At 37.2% G+C, this 22329-nt stretch carries 22 protein-coding genes and 2 pseudogenes; 9 read left to right on the top strand and 15 right to left on the bottom strand.

Annotated elements, in window-relative coordinates:
* The first annotated feature begins 431 nt into the window (after positions 1-431).
* From IGI52_RS12620 to IGI52_RS12600, 5 genes and pseudogenes are all read left to right on the top strand, one after another.
* Complete coding sequence (locus tag IGI52_RS12620; RefSeq protein ID WP_438781525.1) at positions 432-998, top strand: hypothetical protein; 567 nt, start codon at positions 432-434, stop codon at positions 996-998.
* A 143-nt stretch (positions 999-1141) separates the two neighbouring features.
* On the top strand, positions 1142-1534 hold the full coding sequence (locus IGI52_RS12615) for a hypothetical protein (protein WP_438781524.1): 393 nt from the start codon (positions 1142-1144) through the stop codon (positions 1532-1534).
* A gap of 15 nt (positions 1535-1549) precedes the next feature.
* Positions 1550-1996, top strand: a complete 447-nt coding sequence (locus tag IGI52_RS12610; RefSeq protein WP_438781523.1) for a hypothetical protein — start codon at positions 1550-1552, stop codon at positions 1994-1996.
* 266 nt (positions 1997-2262) lie between these two features.
* Positions 2263-2715, top strand: coding sequence for a hypothetical protein (locus tag IGI52_RS12605; RefSeq protein WP_438781522.1), 453 nt, complete (start codon positions 2263-2265; stop codon positions 2713-2715).
* A 205-nt stretch (positions 2716-2920) separates the two neighbouring features.
* A pseudogene (locus tag IGI52_RS12600) lies at positions 2921-3913 on the top strand (SH3 domain-containing protein); the annotation flags it as partial.
* A 64-nt stretch (positions 3914-3977) separates the two neighbouring features.
* Here the strand turns inward: IGI52_RS12600 and IGI52_RS12595 are convergent.
* From IGI52_RS12595 to IGI52_RS12560, 8 genes and pseudogenes are all read right to left on the bottom strand, one after another.
* Positions 3978-4163, bottom strand: coding sequence for a hypothetical protein (locus IGI52_RS12595; RefSeq protein WP_438781521.1), 186 nt, complete (start codon positions 4161-4163; stop codon positions 3978-3980).
* A gap of 59 nt (positions 4164-4222) precedes the next feature.
* Positions 4223-4828 (bottom strand): hypothetical protein, encoded by a 606-nt coding sequence (locus tag IGI52_RS12590; RefSeq protein WP_438781519.1) that lies wholly within the window; start codon positions 4826-4828, stop codon positions 4223-4225.
* A gap of 63 nt (positions 4829-4891) precedes the next feature.
* Complete coding sequence (locus IGI52_RS12585) at positions 4892-5116, bottom strand: hypothetical protein (RefSeq protein WP_438781518.1); 225 nt, start codon at positions 5114-5116, stop codon at positions 4892-4894.
* A 4-nt stretch (positions 5117-5120) separates the two neighbouring features.
* On the bottom strand, positions 5121-5420 hold the full coding sequence (locus tag IGI52_RS12580) for a DUF5960 family protein (protein WP_438781517.1): 300 nt from the start codon (positions 5418-5420) through the stop codon (positions 5121-5123).
* Positions 5420-5824, bottom strand: a complete 405-nt coding sequence (locus tag IGI52_RS12575; protein ID WP_438781515.1) for a hypothetical protein — start codon at positions 5822-5824, stop codon at positions 5420-5422. The genes IGI52_RS12580 and IGI52_RS12575 overlap by 1 nt, the downstream gene beginning before the upstream one ends.
* Before the next feature lie 24 nt (positions 5825-5848).
* Positions 5849-7200 (bottom strand): annotated as a pseudogene (locus tag IGI52_RS12570) (Y-family DNA polymerase).
* A gap of 115 nt (positions 7201-7315) precedes the next feature.
* Entirely contained in the window at positions 7316-8197 is an 882-nt protein-coding gene (locus tag IGI52_RS12565) for a hypothetical protein (protein ID WP_438781514.1), read from the bottom strand.
* A gap of 17 nt (positions 8198-8214) precedes the next feature.
* Positions 8215-10236, bottom strand: a complete 2022-nt coding sequence (locus IGI52_RS12560) for a MucBP domain-containing protein (RefSeq protein ID WP_438781513.1) — start codon at positions 10234-10236, stop codon at positions 8215-8217.
* 172 nt (positions 10237-10408) lie between these two features.
* On the opposite strand from IGI52_RS12560, the gene IGI52_RS12555 reads away from it, so the two are divergent.
* Positions 10409-10675 (top strand): helix-turn-helix domain-containing protein, encoded by a 267-nt coding sequence (locus IGI52_RS12555; RefSeq protein ID WP_438781512.1) that lies wholly within the window; start codon positions 10409-10411, stop codon positions 10673-10675.
* A gap of 215 nt (positions 10676-10890) precedes the next feature.
* On the opposite strand, the gene IGI52_RS12550 is transcribed toward IGI52_RS12555, so the two are convergent.
* From IGI52_RS12550 to IGI52_RS12520, 7 genes are all read right to left on the bottom strand, one after another.
* Positions 10891-11139, bottom strand: coding sequence for a hypothetical protein (locus IGI52_RS12550; protein ID WP_438781511.1), 249 nt, complete (start codon positions 11137-11139; stop codon positions 10891-10893).
* Positions 11140-11609: 470 nt separating this feature from the next.
* Complete coding sequence (locus IGI52_RS12545) at positions 11610-12071, bottom strand: JAB domain-containing protein (protein WP_438781510.1); 462 nt, start codon at positions 12069-12071, stop codon at positions 11610-11612.
* Positions 12061-12309: a hypothetical protein gene (locus tag IGI52_RS12540; RefSeq protein ID WP_438781509.1), complete on the bottom strand. Its 249-nt coding sequence runs from the start codon at positions 12307-12309 to the stop codon at positions 12061-12063. The genes IGI52_RS12545 and IGI52_RS12540 overlap by 11 nt, the downstream gene beginning before the upstream one ends.
* A gap of 1572 nt (positions 12310-13881) precedes the next feature.
* Positions 13882-14619, bottom strand: coding sequence for a DeoR/GlpR family DNA-binding transcription regulator (locus tag IGI52_RS12535; RefSeq protein ID WP_438781508.1), 738 nt, complete (start codon positions 14617-14619; stop codon positions 13882-13884).
* Complete coding sequence (locus tag IGI52_RS12530; protein WP_438781507.1) at positions 14606-15349, bottom strand: DeoR/GlpR family DNA-binding transcription regulator; 744 nt, start codon at positions 15347-15349, stop codon at positions 14606-14608. The genes IGI52_RS12535 and IGI52_RS12530 overlap by 14 nt, the downstream gene beginning before the upstream one ends.
* A gap of 200 nt (positions 15350-15549) precedes the next feature.
* On the bottom strand, positions 15550-16383 hold the full coding sequence (locus tag IGI52_RS12525; protein WP_438781506.1) for an SDR family NAD(P)-dependent oxidoreductase: 834 nt from the start codon (positions 16381-16383) through the stop codon (positions 15550-15552).
* Positions 16384-16404: 21 nt separating this feature from the next.
* Positions 16405-17193, bottom strand: coding sequence for an N-acyl homoserine lactonase family protein (locus tag IGI52_RS12520; RefSeq protein WP_438781505.1), 789 nt, complete (start codon positions 17191-17193; stop codon positions 16405-16407).
* A gap of 209 nt (positions 17194-17402) precedes the next feature.
* Here IGI52_RS12520 and IGI52_RS12515 point away from each other — a divergent pair, with 209 nt between their 5' ends.
* The 3 genes from IGI52_RS12515 (at position 17403) to IGI52_RS12505 (ending at position 22309) form a co-directional block, all read left to right on the top strand.
* Positions 17403-19451, top strand: a complete 2049-nt coding sequence (locus tag IGI52_RS12515; RefSeq protein ID WP_438781504.1) for a glucose PTS transporter subunit IIA — start codon at positions 17403-17405, stop codon at positions 19449-19451.
* A gap of 10 nt (positions 19452-19461) precedes the next feature.
* Positions 19462-20265 carry an SDR family NAD(P)-dependent oxidoreductase gene (locus IGI52_RS12510; protein WP_438781502.1) on the top strand — a complete coding sequence of 268 codons (804 nt, stop codon included), beginning with the start codon at positions 19462-19464 and terminating at the stop codon, positions 20263-20265.
* Positions 20266-20383: 118 nt separating this feature from the next.
* The gene (locus IGI52_RS12505; protein WP_438781501.1) at positions 20384-22309 is read left to right on the top strand and encodes an NAD(P)/FAD-dependent oxidoreductase; all 1926 of its coding nucleotides are present in this window, start codon (positions 20384-20386) and stop codon (positions 22307-22309) included.
* Positions 22310-22329: the final 20 nt, after the last annotated feature.

The following is a 22329-nucleotide window of genomic DNA, read 5'->3' as shown; positions in this document are numbered from 1 at the left end:
GATTTGATTTAAAAATCGGTTATAAAAATGGACGAGAGCACACTTTTTTGGACGAGAACAAGGAAAAATGGACGAGAACGAGCTTTTTTGGACGAAATGGACAAAAACCGGACGGGCAAAACATTGATATACCGGGGTTTATAAGAGTTTTTGCCCAAATATGACCATTTTTTTTATAAAAAGTATATATAAGAAAAGGGTTATACATATATATGATTTTTGTCACAAAAACAACGGTTTTTTGGACGGGAATCACGGTAAACGGCGGTGTGAAGGCATTCTGTCCGTCCAAAAATTTACGCTTTCGTCCAAAAAGAGGCATCCTCGTCCAAAAAGAATGCTTATCGTCCAAAAATACCAGCGGTTCGTCCAAAAAAATAGGAAACATACAGACATATAGTGAAAAATACCTAAAAAGGAATGTGAGAAAAATGGAAAAAACAATCACAGTAAAAAACGAAGCAGAATATCAAGAATTTGTACAACTGGTTGATCGACTAAAAGCAGCTGGTCACGATGTTGATGTTGTCGACATCCCTGCACCTTTCGGAACAGGATTCTTCAAAGATAAAAATGTCCACGAAATCGCGATTGTCGATAGTGAACACTACCGCAAATGGACTTTGCAAGATTTTGTAGATGAAATCGAATTCGTCAACGGAAGACCATTAACATCGAAATATGTTCACGCAGCAGAAGATGAATCCATCGCAAACATTTACGCGTATCTAACTGGTCCATTAAATAGATTCGGACAATTAATGACTCGGATAGCTGAGCAAAACGAACATGATATGACGGCAGCATTATTATCATATCTTTATGATATCAAGTTGTTTGAGACGATTGATGTGTTAAAAGAACGAACATATGACGAGCTGTTTAAATTTGATTTAGTTGAAGATGATTCTGATTTGGATTATGAAGAAGCAGATGATTCTAACCTATATCGTGCAGTTGCAGTCGGCGAACTGGCTGTCATATCTGAATATATATAGCGAGCGATTATATGATTGTATGATGAATGCAGACGACGATACGCAAGCGATGTATGTTGATGTATGCAGTGATTTGAAAGCTATGTTTGAGATGATTAATTCATCTCATAACAGATTCAATCAAAGAAAGGCGAGTGTTTAAAATGACAAATCAAAGATTAAGTAACGACGAAAAAGTAAAATCGCTAATTGCAGTTGAGTTGTCTGAATCAAAAAAATTTTATAGATCATTAAGGAAAGCTGAATTAATAAATCATATTGTTTCGCTATCGACATACATAAACACGCAACAGATTTTGTTACGTGAGTTACAGTCAGACAATGAGCGAAAACACAAAGAAATTCTGGAAATCAAAGATATGTATGACGAAGCACGGCTTGATCAAGAAAAAGCAGTGCACGATCGATATAAAGTTCAAAAAGAATTGGCTGAAAAAGAGCAAAGTGAGATCAATTTGCAGGATGGTTTGAACAAAAATAGTGAATCTCAAATTGAAATGATATTGACACGTTTCAAAAACATTTTTACAAAATAGCGGAGGTTTGTACATATGGAATTGAGCAAAGTAGCAATTAGTCACGCTCGTGCAATGCTGCGTAAATATAATCAAACTAAACATGAAGTTTCATTGTACGAGGAAATGGCGCTATATCCTCACAAAGAACACGATAGTAACTTTGGCGGATCACGTTCCGTCGCTGTACATCCGAGCGCTCCACAATTTTCGTACATCGCAAAAATGGATATCCCCGCGGTTGTTCGCCTCCGCGAACTGATCGCAAAAATTGATGAGTTTCGAGCTCAATTATTAGATGAAAATGAACAATCAGTATTAGAATTACGTTATTTGACAGCAGATGTGAACAGGAATGGGCAACGACAAGTAAGAAGTTGGAACGACATCGCTGACGCGATGTACGTGAGCGAAAAGACTGCAAGACGGTATGATGAGCGGCTTGTTCGCGATTTCGCGGAGTATCTGGGTTGGGTAGTTTGACCGTTAAGCTATCTGAAACATGACCGACAACACGCAGATTTACATGTTATATTTTTAGTATAGAAAGTTCCATACAAAGTGACTTTCATCCCTTCTCTCGACGTGGTGGTGGTTTTTCTCTTTCTTTTCCGACATCACGCTCTCCTTTATTATATATATATATAACATTTTTTGAAAAAATATAAAAAATATGTTGCGATATATATTAAAATATGTTATAATTAATAGTGTAACATATTTTACAATTGGAAAGGAGTTGATAAATAATGAAAAAAGTGGTAAAAAGTATTATATTTACGTTTGTTGGATTTGCAACGGGTGCTTTATTAAGTAGTTTTATTACACAACATTTAAATGCTAGTAATAGCGTAGAAGAATATAGGAAATGGGTGTTATGTTTTTTTGTATTTTTTATGGTTTGGCCTTGCGTAAAATTTTTAATATCAAGCAAAGAACAAAAGCAAAAGTCATTAGAAAAAAGTGATAAAAAAAGATTTTTCAGCGCAAGTTTTATTTGGCGGTACGCATCAACACTGTATTTACTAATGTCATGTTTCTTCAACTGGTCGTCTAGTTTCGCATCATTAACTAGTACAACTTTAATTGACATTTTTATAAAAAATGCAGCAGCAGTATTACTATTACCGTTCGGTATTTTGATATTACTAGTAATAAGTGAAATACTACCAACTCTGTTTGGTAAAAAACAAATTAGTTAATAGGAAGAACAGTATCACACTAGAATCTGAAAAAAAATAGAATTTCCAAGTGGACAAAAACAGCAGACAACAGTTGGTAGCTGTTCTTTTTTTATGTCCAATAATAGTAAAAAGTACCTAAAATAGATGGATTGGGGGTGATCTCGTGTCGATTAAAAATGATAAACATCGAAAATTCGCGGAGGAATATGTGCAAGACCTAAATGGCAAGCGTGCGCACACATATATTTGGTACGATACGTGGGGCAGTATGTCGATCGCAAAAACGACGATGGATTACTTTTTGCCGAAGATCGAAACGCCGAAGGGATCAATTGTAGCGTTGGATTTCGAGCATGGTGCTAGTGCGAATAAACAAGCAAACACGGACACAATTTTGTACGGAATGCGCCGGATTCGCGACGCAGGGTATACGGCGATGTACTACAGCTACAAACCTTTCACGTTGCAATATGTTGATTATCAGCGAATTTTAGCAGAGTTTCCTAACTCACTATGGATGGCAGCTTATCCAAATTACAATGTGACACCATCGCCCGTTTGGAGCGTTTTTCCAAGCATGGATGGCGTGGCGATCTACCAGTTTACCAGCACATACGTGGCAGGTGGTTTAGACGGAAATATTGATTTGACGGGTATTACGGATAGCGGATATACAAATAAACCAGCGCCAACACCTGATCCAAGTCCAGAGCCAGAACCAGAAAAAAATTATGAAGAAAAAAGCGGCAGTTACACTTTTAGTGTAAACACGAAAATCCGTAATGGTGTAGGATTAAACGGCGAGTATTCCGGTGTCGACTATGACGCAGGACAATCAGTAAACTATGATCGTATCTATAAAAACATCGATGGTTATGATTGGTTGAGTTATGTGAGTTACAATGGAACACGTCGATATGTCGCGATGATCAGTGCGTCAACCCCGACACCAGCTCCAACGCCCGCGCCATCCGCACCGACAAGGATTGCGCAAAATGGTACTTATCGAGCAAGAAATACTGTTAATGTTCGCAGTGCGCCAAACACGTCAGCAAGTATTGTAGCAACATACGCATCAGGTCAAACATTCGTGTACGATGGCTATGTCGATGCGGGTGGTATCCGGTGGGTGAGCTATGTGTCATACAGCGGACAACGGCGTTATGTTGCGCGCCGAAATCTTGATTGGTCGTACGTTTACGGCGATTGCTATTAAAAAGTGAATACGAAAAGGAAGCCCTCACCGTTATAATGGTGGGGGCTATTTTTGTGCGCAAAAATTATTCAGCTTGAATAATCATTTCCGCAAATTTGAGCGATTCTACTTGCGATTTATATTCCTCACTAATGAAAAAATCTTTTGGCATATCGTCGTTGGGTGTAACCGTCATCTTACAAGTTTCCGTTTCTACGCACACAGTGTCACCTTCAATATAGACTTTACCAACTGAATTTTTGAAATACATAAAAATACCTCCTTTGTTTTAAAGAAGGTACGCAGAAATGCTTGTATTTTTTTCTAAAATCAAGTTAATACGAATCGATAAAATTTCTCACCAAGCATAGAAAGAGAATACTCAAAGTTTTCTTCGCCACCAATCATAATCGACAACTGTATTTTCTTAAATAATCCAAAATCACTCAAACGGTTACAAGCACCTCGTAGTAAATCTTGGTCTTTGTCTTGGTCAGTTATGCGTTCCTCAGTGGTAGAAATCATGTTATTAAAATAAAACGCTAAAACCTCTAATTCTACATTGGATAGTGATGAAAGTAGTTCAACAAAATATTCATCCAAATCAAAATCCTTATTTTCAGTATGCAAAACAAGATTTTTATAAGCATTAACTAAAAATTTTTGTTTGTTTTTTGAATTCACCTTTTCTACTTGCTCGTGAATTGATTCAATAATACCTATCATTCTTTCAGGATCGCTAGAATCCAAAACAGCATGTTCTAGCTTTTCGAATTTTTTACTAAGGTCTTCGTAGAACATTTCAAGTCTTTTGAATCTTTTTTCATCTTGCATTTTAAAATAAGTAGATATCCCTATACCAACATATGGGACAGTTTCTACTAAAGATTGTGCAAAAGCACTTCCCACTTCCTTAAATGGTAATCCATCATCCATAATTTTTCTCCTTTAGGTGAGCTGATCTGTTAGTTAGGATTTTAACATATTTCGACCAGCTCATCACTCTACGTTCTGTATAGAAATGCCGCGATCATCTAAAGTGACTGACTGGTGATAGTTTATGATATAGTAATCGCAATCATGGAAACAATTCACTTTATCACAGTAAAACCGAAACCAGTCTTCGCCAATTTCAAAAATTGCATTCGGTCCTAAATCCCAAAGCGCATCAGCAAGTTCTTCAAAGGAGATATAGCCTTGTTCATACTGCAAAATCGGATTCACAGAATCACTCCTTTTTTAAAAGTCCGCGTTTTTCGAGGTCAATCCCTAAATAGGAATAAACCTTGATTCTATGGTTTTCTTCGATACGTCTCAACTTAAAATAAAAATAATGATCTTGTCCATCAATACAGCGATATCCTGGTATCCTGAAATATGTTAGTTTGCGTCGATTCATTAGATATAGAAATTCATCTTGCAAGGCGAACAGCGGTGCATCAGTAATTACATAATTCATGAAATCTCTGGTAAATTTCTCGGATTTTTCCGTGTGGTAGTCAAATTCCAAATCGTCAGTATTAAGCATTAGGAGATCCAACTCCATTTCTCTTGCGTAGCGAGTTGAATATTATTGATCGAATCAATTGCTACCAATTGCACACCCAACTCAGTATCGGAGACATAAAGCGTGTTACCATTAAACCCCTCAACGACGCCGACGATATCCTCAAAGGCTGTCCCTTCAGCGCCTAATTCAGACATTTGAATTACTACTGCACAACGATTTCTAAAAGAAGTGTCCAAGGTTTCACCAATTTCAATCTCTGACATTGGTTCTTTTCGTTGCCAAACTTTATTTCTATTACTATTGTCTTTTTTCATTTCGGAAGTATGTTCGCTTAAATAGAAGCCCATCCACTTTGCCATCCCACGATCCTCGTAATTTCGAACGTAGGGGTCAGGATGATACGCCATAAATGTTTCGCCCATTTTAAATCATCCTTTCATTGTGTTCTATAAACCATCTAAGCCACCAGCTCCACCATTATGACCGCCTACTAAACCTGCCCGTTTTATACTACGACCAGATTCGAGCGTCGAACTTGCTCGTACTATACTGATAAAGCCATATTTTTCTCGAATCAAGTCCATAGCCTTATCGATTTTGATCCTTTTCTCTTGATCAGACGGATCTTCGAAAAGATCAAGTTGATTACCACTTTCATATACTAAATCAGAGTAGGTGACACCGATGTGCCGCATAAAACTTCGTCCGTCGTAAAATTTGTTAAACAAAAACAGCAACGATTCTGCTAACAGCTTTGTGTCATCGGTTGGAGATATTTTTGTCTGACGACTAAATCCTTTTTTTCCTTCATCCTTACTGTATCCGATAAAAAGATGTACAGTAGTGACTTTAGCTCCTTCACGCCTTAATCTAATCGCAACTTGTTCTGCCATTTCTCGTACAAGTAATGGCATTTCATATCCAGCGTAATCACGGTGCAAGACTTGACTGTTTCCTATATTTTTAGATTTCGCAATGTATGGTTTTTGAAGTTTAGAGCGATCAATGCCATTCGCATGATGGTACAGTTGCATCCCCATAATCCCAAATTTGTTGTTTAGTCTTTCTGGAGAAGCATTTGCTAAATCCTTAATGGTTTTTATATTCATATATTCCAAATTTCGTTTCATCCGGTTGCCGATTCCCCAAAAATCATCCATTTCCTGAATTCCCCAAACTTTGATCGGCACATCCTCATAATTCCAAAGGGCACGCATATTATAATTTTTCTTAGCCTCGTTATCTAATGCTAATTTCGCAAGTAACGGATTACTGTTTGACATACCAACGGTCGAATAAATACCGGTTGCGCGTAAGATATCACGTTGAATCTTTTGCGAAACAATATCTAGTTTTTCAGCACGACTTAAGCTTTTGTCAGGGACAAAGTAGTTTAACGATCGTGTCAAATCAACTACTCCTTCATCAATGCTGTACCACATGATATCCTCGTCAGCCGCATATTTTCGTACAACATTTTGGATTTTCAAGTTCTCTGCGATGTAATAACGCATCCGTGGTGGCGCAACAATTAGTTTTTTTACTGCCGGATTTTCTTCGGGAGTAGGGAGATCCCACTTTCGTGCGACATTACGAATACCTAACTTTTTCTTCGCTGCGGGTGAGCTAGCAAGTATTAGACCGCTTGTATTATCAGCGGTGCTCATAACAATCAATAGGTCACGCAACGGATTTAGTCCACGTGAAACTAGCTCGCAGCTCGCATAAAAGACTTCATGTCAATAAAAGCGTAGTCTCCTCTCGGTTCTAGCTCATATTTAAAATTGACATCATCCATAAAATTCACCTCACACCCACATTATACGAACATACGTTCCAATTTGTAAAGCGAACAGATATTAAAATTCGAAAAAAAATCCCTCACCGAATATAGGTGAGGGAAGAAGTGTGAATTATTCATCTATTTTGATATCGCTGTCTGCCGTATCAGGCTGATCCAATGCCAATTCAACTTGTTTTTTTGACCTAATGGCGATAAAACCTTGTTCAGTTGGAATGATGTTGTAGTTAGCGTCATAAATTTCGGCCCAACGCTCGGTGGTTCCAGAGGAGAACGATTCACTATGCGATGATCGAGTAGAAACAATTTCATATGCTTTTTTTGCTACTAGATCATCAATTTCGCTATCCGGCATAATACTGATAGGGATAATTTCATCAGTGCGATATGCAGAAATGTCAAAGGTGATTCTTTCTGACTCTGTATGATTTCCTGATCCGTCCGTTTGTATGCTTAATGATATTTTTGAAGATGGTAGTGGCTTAACTTTGTACTCATTGATCGACGCTTGAATTTTGCTGAGATAGTTTTCAGTTGCTATTCTTGTTGTGTCAGCTTTTGCCAATTCCGGATATTTATCGTTACCGTCAAAATATTTGTTAGCTGATTCTTTATAATCATCTAAACTCGATTGCATCAGAGCGAGCATTTCTTTCTGTTGCTTTTCGTCAATTTCTCGCAAATGTTTTGCGATTTCTTCATCCGACATTTTTGCGATTTTACCAAGCGTGAAACCATTGCCTCTGTTTATCGTATAAGCTGTTGCCTTATCTTTATCAAAAGCTAAAACATAATCAATTGACGTATCTTTGTCGACTTCATGATCGTCAGAGATTAGCATGTATTTCGATTCTTTTTTATTTGATTTGATATATTCCGAAACTGTCATTTTATTAGTATCAGTTGATTCTGCTGATTTTGTTTCATTGTTAGAACAAGAACTTAAAAGTAAAACGACACTCAACAGGCCTGCTAGATAAATTATCTTTTTCAATTTCAAAAACTCCTTTGTTAATCAATAAAAAGCTGTGTTGCGTACACTTCGTTTCTAACAACGTAGACACCGATGCCGATTTTGGTGAACCGGGCACTTTGCATTGTAGCTTTGTGTCCTGGGCTACCTAACCACTGATTGTATAGCTGCAATCCAAGTTTTGCACCATCGCGTTCGTTGGTAGATTTTGATGCGATGTTTTCACCAGAGTCTCCATATGGAATTCCGACTTCATCGATTGCGGTGAAATATCCAGTGCGATTTGGACGAACGTGATCAAACACCGTGTTTAATTCCCGCGCGCGAACTTTTGCGGCATTGCTGAGTAGAGTTGCTTCGGTAACAGGAGCTACGCCACTTTGTGCTCGCAATTCATTGACTTTCGTAATGATCGTTGATTTCAATTTTGCTATTTCTGCATCAGATAAAGTTTTAAACGTATATACATCAAACTCATAATCGTAGGTTTGTCCACCAATCCAGTTTTTTGTTGAATAGGTGACGCCGTTTGATAAATCATATTTGTTTTCGTCTAAACCTAAGTTTTTAGTAGCAGGCTGGTATGACTCGCCTTGTTTGATTGTTTTAACGATTGTTGTGTAGTAAACATCATCAACATAAATTTTTAAGTTAAACGTATCAACAAGTTCGATCTTTTTGTAGTCGAATGTGATAACAGTATCGCTATTTACAGTAACGGTTTTTACATTGTATTCGTTGAGATCGTAACCTTCAATGTCCTCAGCAAAGGCTGTGTATTTGGTACCTTTATCTACGGTTTCAGTTTTTGTTTTAATGATTTGACCAGCACATAAAGAATTAACAGTAACTTTGTATTTAGTAACAGGTGTTGGTGGCGTTACATCTTTTGTGTAATTGAAAGTAATGGTTGTATCACTATTAACTGTTACTGTCTGTGTTTTATTCCCATTTAGTGTATAGCCAACAAATGCAGCCGCGTTTGCTGTGTAGGTTTTCCCTTTATCAACGGTCACGGTATTGTTGCTGAGAATTTTTCCATCTGAGCCAACGTGCTTGATCGTAACAGTGTGTTTTGCCGCTGGTGTTGGATTTTTGGTGTAATTAAAGGTAATCGTTTTGTTGCTATTTACTGTTACTGTTTGGGAATTGTTTCCTTTAAGTGTGTAACCAGTAAAACTTTCGGCTTTAGCTGTATATGATTTTCCTTTTTCAACAGATACAGATGATGATTTTAATGTTTTATTGTCAGATCCGACGTGTTTAACAGTTACGTTGTATTTTGTTACAGGTGTTGGCTTAACTGCATTTTTCGTATAGTTGAAGGTCACTGTTTTGTTGTTGTCAGCTTTTACTGTTTGTGATTTTGCACCTTTTAATGTATAGCCATTAAATGTTTTAGATTTTGCTGTGTAATTTGTATCGCGTTTTACTTGCGCTGTTGATTGATTTAATGTTTTCCCATCTGATCCTTTGTGAACGATTTTGATGCTTATCTTTTGATTAGGATTAATCCCGTACCAACCAATTCCTTCTTTTTTCCAGCCTACACGAGCTAAATGGTTACGTTCGTTAGTATCTTTTGTATAATGATGACTTCCTGCTCCAGCGTTAGGATTGTATAGTCGGTGTAGAGCTTGACCTTTGAAGTTATCTGATTTCCAACCAACGCCTTCATACTTCCAACCAACTTTGACTAGATGGTTACGTTCATTGGCACCCATGGTGTAGTGATGTTCGCCACTGTTTGGGTTATAGAGACGGTAGACATCGGCACCGGAATCTGGGGCAGTCCAGCCAATACCTTCATAGCGCCATTTGTGTTTGTTGACAAGAACATTTTTTTCGTTGTTGTCAGCCGTGTAGAAGTGTTCCCCACTATTTGGGTTATAAAGACGGTGCATGTTTTTGGCAGCATCCGCTTTGTCAGCAAATGCTAACGATGCAGACAAGGCTAACATCGAAACTGTAATAGTTAATACCTTTTTCTTTTTCAATTCAAAATCCTCCTTTTTTTGTGATGCTGATGTTTGGACAAAAATGTAGATTGCTGTTATCAATGTATTCTCAAAAAAGGAAGAATACATATATATCATATTCTATAACAAGATAATACATTTATCATCTGCTTTTTCAGTAGAAAGAAATCTATGATAGATGAAAGAGAGGTGATGTGCTATCCTGAATGATCAAATAGCCAGACAAATTAGGTATTATCGAAAAGAAAGAAAAATGACTCTTGGCGATTTGTCCGCGAGGACGGATATTGATGATACGTACCTTGGAAGAGTCGAACGAGCAGAAATCAACATCACGTTAAACACACTCGAAAAAATTATCGCTGGTCTGTCAATGACAACGAGTCAGTTTTTCTCGTTTTTAGAAGCTGAGGAGAAACAGCCGGAAATATTCCAATTAGTTCAAACGATCGCGGAATCGAAAGAACGAGACAAAATAGTTAATCTGATAAATGGTATACTCAGTTTAAATCACGACTAGAAAAAGTTACTCTCTGCAAAGAGTAGCTTTTTTGTTTTTCCTCGAACTTCAAGCCACGTAGACGATAAAAAAAAGACTCAACCGTCGGCGGCTAAGTCTATGATAATCAACATAAAATTGGATGTAAATAGTAGTTGATGTGATGAATTAATTTTCGTTTTTGTATAATTCTAATTTGTATCAAAATTAATTTTAACACATGTGTCAAATCTCAGTCAATCGCGCGTTTTGTTAACGATTTTGTCAATTCTTGTTTTTAGATAGTGCGCGTATACGCGAGCCACAATCTCGGGAAAATGCTGATGTTCTTCGCTTAATAGATTTAATTTCACCATGATTTCTCCAGCGTGATCATATGCGGCTTTGATTTCGTCAGGTGTTGTGTTGTCTTCTTGATTCATCATGATATGATTAAGTTCTTGTTGCAATTTATTGCGTTCAGATATTGTTAGTTTTTCGTTCATAAAATATTTGCCTCCGATTTTCTTTCGATTATACACTATGTTTCAAATTGGAAACTCGTAATCTTCGATTTTCGACGAGGTGGAGAGTTTGAATTTACTCATCATTTCGTCCAATCTTTCCTCGTATTCGAAAATGTAAAGTCCTGCAAAAAACTGAGCACGTGTAAAATCGTCAGCTTTTGATAAATTGAACGTACCGTGGGTAAAATAGATGTTTGTATTAAAGCGACTGTGGACAGATACAATATGTGTTTCGAAATCGTATTCTACAATAAAAATGTGAGTATTGTCATTAGAGGATTGCGACCAACTCCGCTTTTGGCATTTATAATAATTGCGCAGCAACGTAACTGACTTGTTGTCATACTTGCTAATGTATTTGTCAGCGACAAGATATGAGAGATATAAAGTTTGCCTGCGCCGCATAATTCGTCTAATTTCAAGTGGCGTTAACACAGTAACATTTGCCATTAAATTAGCCTCGATTCTTCTCTGTATGAGTAGTATGCCGGGGAATCAGTCACAATAATATGATCAAGAAGACTGATTCCAACAATTTCGCAAGCTGATTGCATCCTGTTCGTGAAATCATCATCATTTGTGGACGGTGCTGGATTTCCTGACGGATGGTTGTGAAGTAGTGCAATTCTAGCGGCATTTGATAAGAGGGCACGCTGTAAGATATCTCTCGGGTGAGCTATCGATTGATTCAATGAGCCTATGCTGACCGTCGAATAGCTACTAATTTGATTTTTCGTATTCAAACAAACGACAATTAAATGCTCACGTGTTTCGTTACCAATCACGTTTGTCATCCACTGTGCCAAGCTGATAGACGATGTGATTTTTTCAGGTATATCTTTATTTTTACGTTTTCTCTTTACCTGTTTGAGTGTCATAATTTCCTCGCAGATTACAATGTTATCGTTCATACCAAAAATCCTCCATTTCAATCTTTTTTAGTTGCTCTTTTTCAAAACGAGCCATTTCTTCTTTTGCTGTGATCGCTTTTTGTCTTTCTTCAATTTCGATCTCACGCTCATGGCGATGTTGATGAATCTTTTTACGAATAATTCTGATGGCATTGTACACAGCAATTACAATCAATATCATGATATAAAATGAAAGGTCAGCATCATCAATCAATTCAGCTAAAATACAGTAGATCATTATTGTCAGCTCCTTCTTCATCTGTCACACAATTCACAGCGCCATTTTCGATGGCGAAATCACTTATAAATAACGCGGCGTGAGCCGATGGAGCACCCGAATGTTAATGAGGGCAAGGAAAACACGGCCGAGTGTTTTACGCAGTAAGAGGAGGGGACGGCCACTGCCGTCTGGAGGAAAATGCGGCTGAGCATTTTTTGACATACACTCCTCTTATGCTCTTTCCCCGAAGCGTCTTTCGATAGCACCTAAAAGCGCTCCCTACCTGACGCCTGTGCTGCAAACACTGTTACAACAACATTTGTGACATTTACTTGTTTGCGATAATTTCGAGACATGAAGCGTCGCAGGTGTCACCTACCTGTTGTAAACCTATAGTGGCATGAGGTAGGAGGCGCTTCGCCGTCAAAAATTTGCTATTTTTTGTATGCGCAAGCGCTTGAAGCGTCGGGTGGTAGTTTTTAGTCGATTTTTTCAAAGCGTTTCGGGGAGTTAGCGTGATTTAGATGAATTTGCTGCGTTTACGCGTGTGAGAGGCTGTCTGGCAAGACCGCAAAAATAACAATGTAAAAAGCGCAGAGGGCGAAGTGAGCAAGATTTTTCGGTTTAAGTTAAAAGAATAATTTCGCGAAATGAGAGGGACCCGCTGTGTTTTTATGTTGCCATAAAAAAGAAGTGGATAGGCTGCATGTAGGTGCAAGCAGTTTGATTGGAGAAAGATAGCAAAGTGTTAGCAAAATGCTATCAAGATGATTGGCGCAAGGTGATGATGGCGGTGTTTCTGTCAGAATGGTAGCGGGCAGTTAACAAAGTGTTAGCAAATTGGTAGCAAAATTATAGGGGAGAATAAGGTGTTAACAAAGTGTTAGCAATTTTCTGTCAAAGTGATATCTAATAGTTAGCAAGTTGCGTAAAAAAAGAGGACAGCTTAATAGCTATCCTTAACTCCGACAAGTAAATGATTTCTGGGCAATTAAATATTGTTTCAGTAAAATCGATGTATCTTTCTTCCACATCTTAATGTATTGTAAATAAATCATAAGTAATCAGGTTTATTTTATGTTTATAATACTGATACTGATTGTGCCCCAGACATTACCTCCACGATAAATACAACCCATACTGCTTGATCCGATCTCAATGATAAATACACGATATTATCTCCATTTTATAATTTATTAGTCTCCTATAGGTAGTATGAAATCCGGGATTTAATCGAGTCAAGCAAAACCAATTTTTAGAGGGAAAAGTGGGAAAAGTATACAAATTGTGTGCTGATTTTACTAAGTTAAATCATTCAAAAAAACTTGGAACAGCTAATGATAGTCAAACTAAAAACTATATCAAAAGTAGTTGTAATGTAATATGATAACGGATTTTGGAGGTCAATGTGGAGGAGCCGTATCATAAGTGAGGGTATTTTTAACTATTCATAATAAGATAATGAACAAAAAAATTTAGAAGTTCAATCGAATTTAAACTAAAGAAAATTGTGGAAGCATCTTCTAACCTAGTTTGGTCGTGGCTTCCACAATTTGTGAACTCTAGAAATAAAGATTTTTCTCTAATGCATCAATCAATGATTAATTTGTCTTGATCGTAGTTTCCAAAACTTAGTAAAGCTCTTTTTCCAAGTTTCGATGAATCTGTAACGATATAAGTTTGGGAATCTTTTTTCATCAACAGTTGTTTGAGGTGATAATCGAAAGGCGCGGAAGTAGAGAAGCCAAATTTTGTGTCAACGCCTTGAGCTCCAAGAAATATTTGATCAAAGTTAAATTCAGATAGTTGAGCGTACCCCGCGTCTGAAAGCTGGATTGATTTACCAATCGGGTCTACTTCACCATCTAACAGAAATGTTGTATAACCCTTTAGAGCAATCTTTAGCAGTAACGGAATTCCTTCAGAGATTATTGTGAGGTTCTTTGCAGAAATATAATCTAGCATCAGAAAAGTTGTTGTTCCAGCAGAAAGGAAGACATGAGAATTATCTTTGATGAGAGTGGCAGCTTTTTCTGCAACTATTCTTTTTTTCTCGATGTCCTGTATTAAAACATTTTCGAAAACATCACTGTCTTTAATTATTTCTGGTGTTTCGGTTAGGGAAGTATGAAGAGTGATGGTTTTATCATTTTTTTTCTTGATACCACCGTGATACTTTACGACAAGTCCTTGCGCATCCATCTCATTTATATCTCTTCGGATCGTAGCAGGAGAAGAATCAAGTATGTTTAGTAAGTCATTTACTGACGCGGTTCCATAATCTTCTAAATAGTTTTTTATCATGGCCCATCTATCATTCTTTTTCATTTGTTCTTCCTCCAACACTATCTGTTACTAAAGAAGCTTCTCCGTATTTTGCAAAGCTTGTAAGAAATTTCTTTCCTATCTTTGAATGATCGGCTAAAATATAACTTTCTGTTGATTGATTCAATATTTGAGAGTTAAATTCAGCAATCCTGATATTCGATGTGGAGAAACCAAACTCAGAATCAACACCTTGAGTGCCTAGGAAAGCTTTGTTGAATGAATAGGATTCTAACCTCTTTTTTGTGTCGGTATCTAGCATAATCATTCCGCGTTCTTCATTGATGAAGCCAGAAAGCGTGTAAGTGTGGAAACCTTGTTCAACAATTTTGATTAGATGGAAAAAACCATCTGTTAAGATGGTGACATTTTTTGATTTTATATAATCAATCATACATAAAGTAGTGGAACTAGATCCAATGAAAATCGTATCATTATCCTCGACTAGCGCAGCAGCCAGCTTTCCAATTTCTTTCTTTTCTTGCTGCTGTATTTTGAGTTTTTTATGAATAGAGTAGGGAATCGTAAAGCTTTCATTACTCGATTCTTTTGATATAACGGGTTTGATACCTCCGTATACTTTAACGATCATGCCTTGTTCATTTAATTGATTCACATCTCTTCGAATTGTGGCTGGGGAAGAGTCGACTTTCTCGATCAGATCATTTATGGGAATGAAATCATTCTGGTTAACTAGTGAAATGATTTTTTGCTGTCTTTCAAAAGTATTCAAGCATCGTTCCCTCCTTTATATTGATTATTTTTGATTATATCATGTCATATATTTTGAAATCAATTTATGAGACATTGTTTTTAGTAACTTCCATCAAGTATTTAAAGGTTCATTTGTTTTTTATTCTAATTGCTGATAGCTAAAGAGAGACAATTCCATAAATTGCCTCTCCCAGTAATGATTTATTTGTTGAAATAAATTCAATCCTTATAATCAGTGGAAAGGGCGACATCTTTCCAAGTTTCCATATCAGTAGTAACTTCATTAAACTTCTTATCAGCGGATCGATAAGAATCAGAGCCTAGAAAAAGGTGTAAAGGAGGATTGTCAGCTTCAGCTACAGTCATGATTGCTAATGCAGCACTATCTGGATTACCAGGTTGCTTTCCTCGATAATCTTCACGTGCTTGCTCTTCTTCAAAATGAAACTGCTTATAAACAGATAGCTGATTTGTAGTGTCGATTAGAGAACCTTTTTCAAGAAAGTTTGTTCTAAAACCACCAGGCTTGACCGCTGTTACAGAAACACCGAATGGTTTCATTTCAAAGTACAGCGCTTCTGATAATCCTTCTACAGCATATTTGCTAGCACAATAAATACCAGTACCTGCACCAGCATGAAAGCCCCCCTTTGAAGTAATGTTGATAATGTGGCCCTTTGATTCACGTACATAGGGTAAAGCAGCTCTCAATACATTTAAAACTGCAAAAACATTTACTTGAAACTGCTTTTCTACTTCTTCTTCCGTGACCTCTTCGATATATCCATATTGACCATAGCCCGCGTTATTTACAATTACGTCAATTTGTCCGAAATTTTTTGAAGTTTCATCTAAAGAATCCTTCACAGCCGATTCATTTGAAAGATTAACCTGAAGTGGAAGGAATTTATCATCTTCGAGTAAACTTTGATCGAATGCTGAAATGTTTCTTGAAGTTGCTGCAACAGAGTTCCCATTTTTTAATAATGCTTTTACTAAGGAAAGTCCGAGCCCTTTTGATGCTCCAGTGATATACCATGTTTTAGTCTTCATATTAGTTAGATCCTTTCAAAATTATTTATAGAATTCCGGTGCTGTTTTGTATGTTTTAAAGTCATCTTTATCATGGGGGAAAAAGATTTTCGCTTTGTACTTTGTTTCAAGATGCCGTAATTTCTCAACATTTTCGAAATAATCAAAGGAGTTAAAGACCTTTGCAGGTGCTTTAGTAGGTGTACCATAGTTTTCAACAGAGTAGACAACATCATTTGGAAAGAGTAAATTTCCGGATTTCAGTTCAATCAGCAGGCTTAGAATACCTGCACAATGTCCACTACTAAAAGGAATAACTGTGACTCCCGATAGAATCTCAGTTTTTTCTTCGATCAAATGGTAGTTTAAATAGTCATGATCATAATACTTACTGAAATAAATGCCAGAATCTCTGTTTTCCATACCATAATTATACTCATCTTTATGAATGTAAATTTCAGCATTTTTAAATTTTGGTAAATAACCGATATGATCATAATGCAGGTGAGAAACGATCACTTTGTCAATATCGTCAAATGTTAAGTCAATCAACTTAAACTGATTTTCTAACAGCTCCTCTTCTTCATAAATATATGGAAAAGAGGTTGCGTGATGTTTTCCAAGCTCTTTCATCATCTTGTTTGTCTCGGGATCGCAGCCGACATCGTAGAGGATTCTCCCATCTGGATGATCAATCAGCACACAGTAAATAGGCATTTCTGTCCACACACGAGGTAACTCTTTATTGTCGATAGTGGCATAAGTTTTCATTGCGGTCATCCAGTTTTCTTCACATTCCAGATGGCCATTTTTTAAAATGTAAACGTTCATAGCAATTCCTCCAATTGTGATTTTAAATAATCTTTTTTACACGTAGAATGATAATATAAAATCATTTATATGTCAAATAGTGATTGACAAAAATCAATCAAGATATTATATTTGTAGTGAGAAATGGTTAATAGGCCTGTTAGATCAATTTCTTAATATCTTTCCTTTTTGATTATTTATAATCATTTCAGGTGTTTAGGAGGAAAACCATGATAAGAAATTTAGGAAACAAGTTTTTTGGTGAGTTTCAGCGAATTGGAGCTTCGTTAATGTTGCCTATCGCTCTTTTACCTGCTGCAGGGTTAATGATGGGAATAGGATTCGCCCTTACCAATGCAACTTTAGTAGATCTTGCTCCTTGGTTAACGGGGGATTTTTGGGTAGGATTGGCGAATCTTTTTCAATCGGCTAGTAGTGTAATTTTTGGAAATTTGCCGATCATCTTTGCGGTCGGTGTAGCGCTGGGGTTAAGTGAGAATGATGGTGTGGCTGCATTAGCAGCATTAGTGTGCTTTTTGATAACGAATATCACCATAAAGTTTATTCTAGGTATTACACCAGAAGTAATAGCTTCAGACCCATATAATTTCACTATGAACCTAGGCATCGAAACATTGCAATATGGTCCTTTCGGTGGAATCATTATTGGTTATGCTGCGAGTAAAATTTACAATCGATTCCATAAGACAACTCTTCCACAATATTTAGCGTTCTTTGAAGGAAAACGATTAGTTCCAATTATGTCTTCGCTCGCTGGTCTATTTTTAGGGATTTTGTTTGCTTATATTTGGCCGATTATTCAAAACGTGCTTAACAGTACGGCCGGAAATCTATTAGATAGTAACAATCCTAATCTATTCGCTTTGTTCATCTATGGCTTTTTAATTCATTTTTTGGTTATTTTCGGACTCCATCATCTTGTTTATCCTGTTTACTACTATCAAATCGGTACTTATATCACTAAAGCTGGAGAAACAGTAACCGGAGACTTGTCGATTTACTTTGCTCAATTACAGGACGGAGTAACACCAACATCAGGGCTTTTTGCCATAGGGGCGTTTCCGCTTTGTCTATTTATTTTACCTGCTGTGGCTTATGCCATCTATAAATGCGCAAAACCTGAGAATCGACCGAAAATATCAGGTTTCCTCATCGCGTCAGCAGTTACTGCTTTTATAACTGGTGTGACTGAACCTTTGGAATTTTCATTTGCTTTTATTGCCTTCCCAATTTGGATTTTTATTAATATTTTGCACGGTCTAGTGTTTGTTTTGGCAGCCGTTCTTGGAATTAGGGCAGGAACAACATTTACTGGGGGATTGATTGATTTCATTTTAAGTACAGTTCTGCCAGGAGCCCCCAGGTGGCCGTTACTACTGTTGATTGGTGCGATTTTAGGGATAGTAGCATATTTCGGAACAAGATGGTTGATTTTAAAGTTCAATTACAAAACCCTTGGGCGAGAAGATGAAAGGATGGAAGAGATTGAGAGTTCCTCTAAAAATGCAGGAACCGATCTTCCTTATAAAGTGTTGAAAGCTCTTGGCGGAAATCAAAACATTTCAAAGGTAGATGCATGCATTACTCGATTGAGATTGACTGTTGATGATACCTCGGTGATCGAAAAAGATACATTGAAACAACTTGGTGCTGTCGATGTACTGTTTTTTGGAAATAATGTTCAAGCAATCTTCGGCAGGCAAGCACAGATTTTGCGGGATCAAATTCGAGACATTCGTAGTGGAAAAACACCTAGTCAGCCGTTCAATGAAAACGATCCGCTTGAATTAAAAGAGAAAGAAATCAATGAAAAAATTGTAGCCCCAATATCTGGTAAGCTTATTTCATTAGATCTGGTAAAAGACAAAACCTTTTCTAGTAAGCTGGTTGGTGAAGGTTTTGCGATTGAGATCGCTGATAAAATTGTAGTTGCCCCTACAGATGGAACCATCGAATCAGTATTTGAAACCAAGCATGCGATAACAATGATTTCCGATGAAGGAGTAGAAATTTTGATACACATCGGTTTGGATACTGTTGGATTAAAAGGAGAACCATTTACCAGTTTAGTAAATTCAGGTGATAAAGTAGTACGGGGGCAAAAGATTCTTGAGGTAGATGTTGATATGATCAAACAAAAGCATTTATCGTTGCAATCACCAGTCATTTTTACAAATGTGCCAAAAGTTGAAATTGAAAAGAAGCAACTGAACACATTTATTAATAGCGGAAAAGAAATAAATTTTAAAGGAAAGTAGGAAGAAAAATATGAAATTAAAAGATCGTATCGCAGTAATTACTGGAGCTAGTGAAGGGATCGGCTATGCGGCTGCGGTAGAATTTTTGAAAGAAGGAGCCAGAGTAGTCCTTTCCTCTTCAAATGAAGAAAAAGGTCAAAAAGCTCTGGAAAAACTCAACAATGATAACGCAATTTATATCAAATGTGATGTATCCAGTGAGGAAGAGGTTATTCATTTGTTTGACGAGACTGAAAGAATTTTTGGAGTTGCTGATATTGTATATGCGAATGCAGGGATCTTAGACATTCAGGAAATTCATACAATGCCTCTAGAAGATTGGAATAAAGTCATTAACATTGATCTAACTGGAACATTTTTAACATGTAAGCATGCGGTAGATAGAATGATAAAGAATAAAATTGAAAAGGCCAGCATTATCACAACTGGTTCTTACAATGGTCTTAGAGGTGGTGCAGCGAATGCTGCATACAGTGCTAGTAAGGCAGGGATCATGCAATTTACTCGAAGTTTAGCAGAAGCATATGCAAAATTTGGTATTCGTACCAATTGTTTATCTCCAGGAAAAGTACGTACGAAAATGATGACAGGAAATGTAGGGAAATCTGCTGGTTCTCAGATTTTAAGAGAGGATGGTAGCGCTTTATATGATGGGTTTAGTGAATTTGATAAACAAGTTCTAAAAGGCCAGCTTGTAGGACGAGTAGGAGAACCCGAAGAGTGTGCGAAAGTAGCTGTTTTCCTTGCAAGCGATGACTCCTCATTTGTCGTTGGAGAAAATATCATGGTTGATGGCGGATTAATGGCTAGATAAGACTATTTCCAAACAAAGATAAGTTAGGGAAAATACGATACGAAATAAGGACTATTAGGGTTGAAGAGTTCAAATGACTTTTCAACTCTATGGATCCTTATGGCAAGGAGAAATCTCTGTGAAAAAAACAATTCTGTTTACTCCGCATAAAATAGGAGAGGTAATAATTGAAAATCGCTTTGTAATGCCTGCAATGGATAGTAATACGACGCTTCCTGACCATACCTTTTCGGATAGATCTATCGCTTATTATGAAGCACGAGCAAAGGGTGGATTTGGTCTTATCATTACAGAATATCTTTCAGTGATGGCAGAAGGGATCGGCAACCCATGTGAGGTCGGTATTTGGGATGATCGATTTATTGAGAATCTGAGGTTTTTAACCGATAAAGTACACAAATATCCGACCAAAATATTTGCACAATTACACCACTCCGGGCTAATGTGTATTAAAAAAAATATTGGACAACAGTCTGCTGGTCCATCTGCAATCCCAGCGATCAATTATTTAGAAGAAATTAGAGAGTATTCAAACCAGGAAGTTTATTCGATCGTTGACTCTTTTATAAAGGCAGCGGAACGGGCAAAAAAAGCTGGCTTTGATGGCGTTGAAATTCATGGCTGTCATGGGTATCTGGTAGCACAGTTCTTATCCAAAGCCCATAATAAGCGAGTCGATGAGTTTGGTGGGAATTATGAAAATAGATTTAGATTTGCTAAGCTGATCATTTCTGGAATTAAGGAGAAATGTGGAAACACATTTCCGATCATTTTTCGTTTAAGTGCTCATGAATTTCTTGAACAAGGAAATACAATCAATGACGCCAAGATCTATTCTTTGCTTGCTGAAGAAGCTGGAGTTGATGCATTACATGTTTCAACTGGAACTGGTCAAGGGGGGGTCCATGTAACCCCTCACTACTTTTCAGCTGGATTTAACATAGAAAATGCGAAAGCCATCAAAGAAATCGTTGATATACCGGTGATCACTGTTGGTAGAATAAATGAAGAAGCTGTCGCGAATTTTGCTATAAAGAGTGAGAGCGCAGATTTTGTTGCGTTGGGCAGGCAATCTATTGCCGATTCAGAGTTTCCGAAAAAGGTGCTAGAAGGTAGAAATGAAGAGATTTTTCAGTGTACAGGCTGTTTACAAAGATGCTGGTATTCTGGTGGCTGTGACGAATCTGACGTTGGCGTATCATGTATGATGAATCCTTTCAGTGGAAAAGAAGGGATCTGGAGAATTGAGCAAACGGATCAAAAGAAAGTGATCGCAATTATTGGGGCAGGACCAGCAGGTCTACAAGCAGCATGGATTCTGGCGAAGAGAGGTCATGAAGTAACAGTTTTTGAAAAGGAAGAATTTCCAGGGGGTGCATACAAAATCGCGGCTGTTCCTCCACACAAACAAGATCTATCCAAGCTCATTCATACACAAATGACTTTGTGCAAGAAGAATGGCGTAGACGTCATTCTTAATACTAAAGTGAATAATGATCTTCTAAGTAAAATGAAGGTAGACGTCATTATATGTGCTGCTGGATCAGAACCAATCATTCCAAATATAAAGGGAATTCATGAACAAAATGTCTATCAAGCAAATACGGTATTAAATGGAAAAGAAATTATTTCTGGCAAAAAGGTGTTAGTCATCGGCGGAGGATTAATTGGCTGTGAAGTCTCCGAATACTTGAATCTATACAGTAATAATGTATCAATCGTTGAAATGAAGGGGAATTTAGCGGAGGAATCGGTTCCACGTTCACGAAATGTCTTGATCGAACGCTTGAAAAAGGCTGGTACAGAGTTTATCACTAACACTTCTGTTACAGAAATCAGTGATGGATTGGTAACTTTCAGTTCTTCGGAGCAAGAATATAAAATGAAATTTGACGTGATTGTTTATGCCGTTGGAACAAAAAGCAGCAAGACATTCGAGTTTGAATCGAAGGCCGAAAATTGGATAACAATTGGAGATGCTAAAAAAGCACGAGATGCAAAGTATGCTATTTATGAAGCCTCTAAGATGTCATTGTCACTTTAACCAATTTAATGGAGGGATAT

It is taken from the genome of Enterococcus sp. DIV0187 (assembly GCF_051713785.1).
GTDB classification, from domain to species: Bacteria; Bacillota; Bacilli; order Lactobacillales; family Enterococcaceae; genus Enterococcus_A; species Enterococcus_A avium.
The sequence above is the reverse complement of the archived record's forward strand: the minus strand, read 5'-3'. Positions and strand labels throughout refer to the sequence as shown.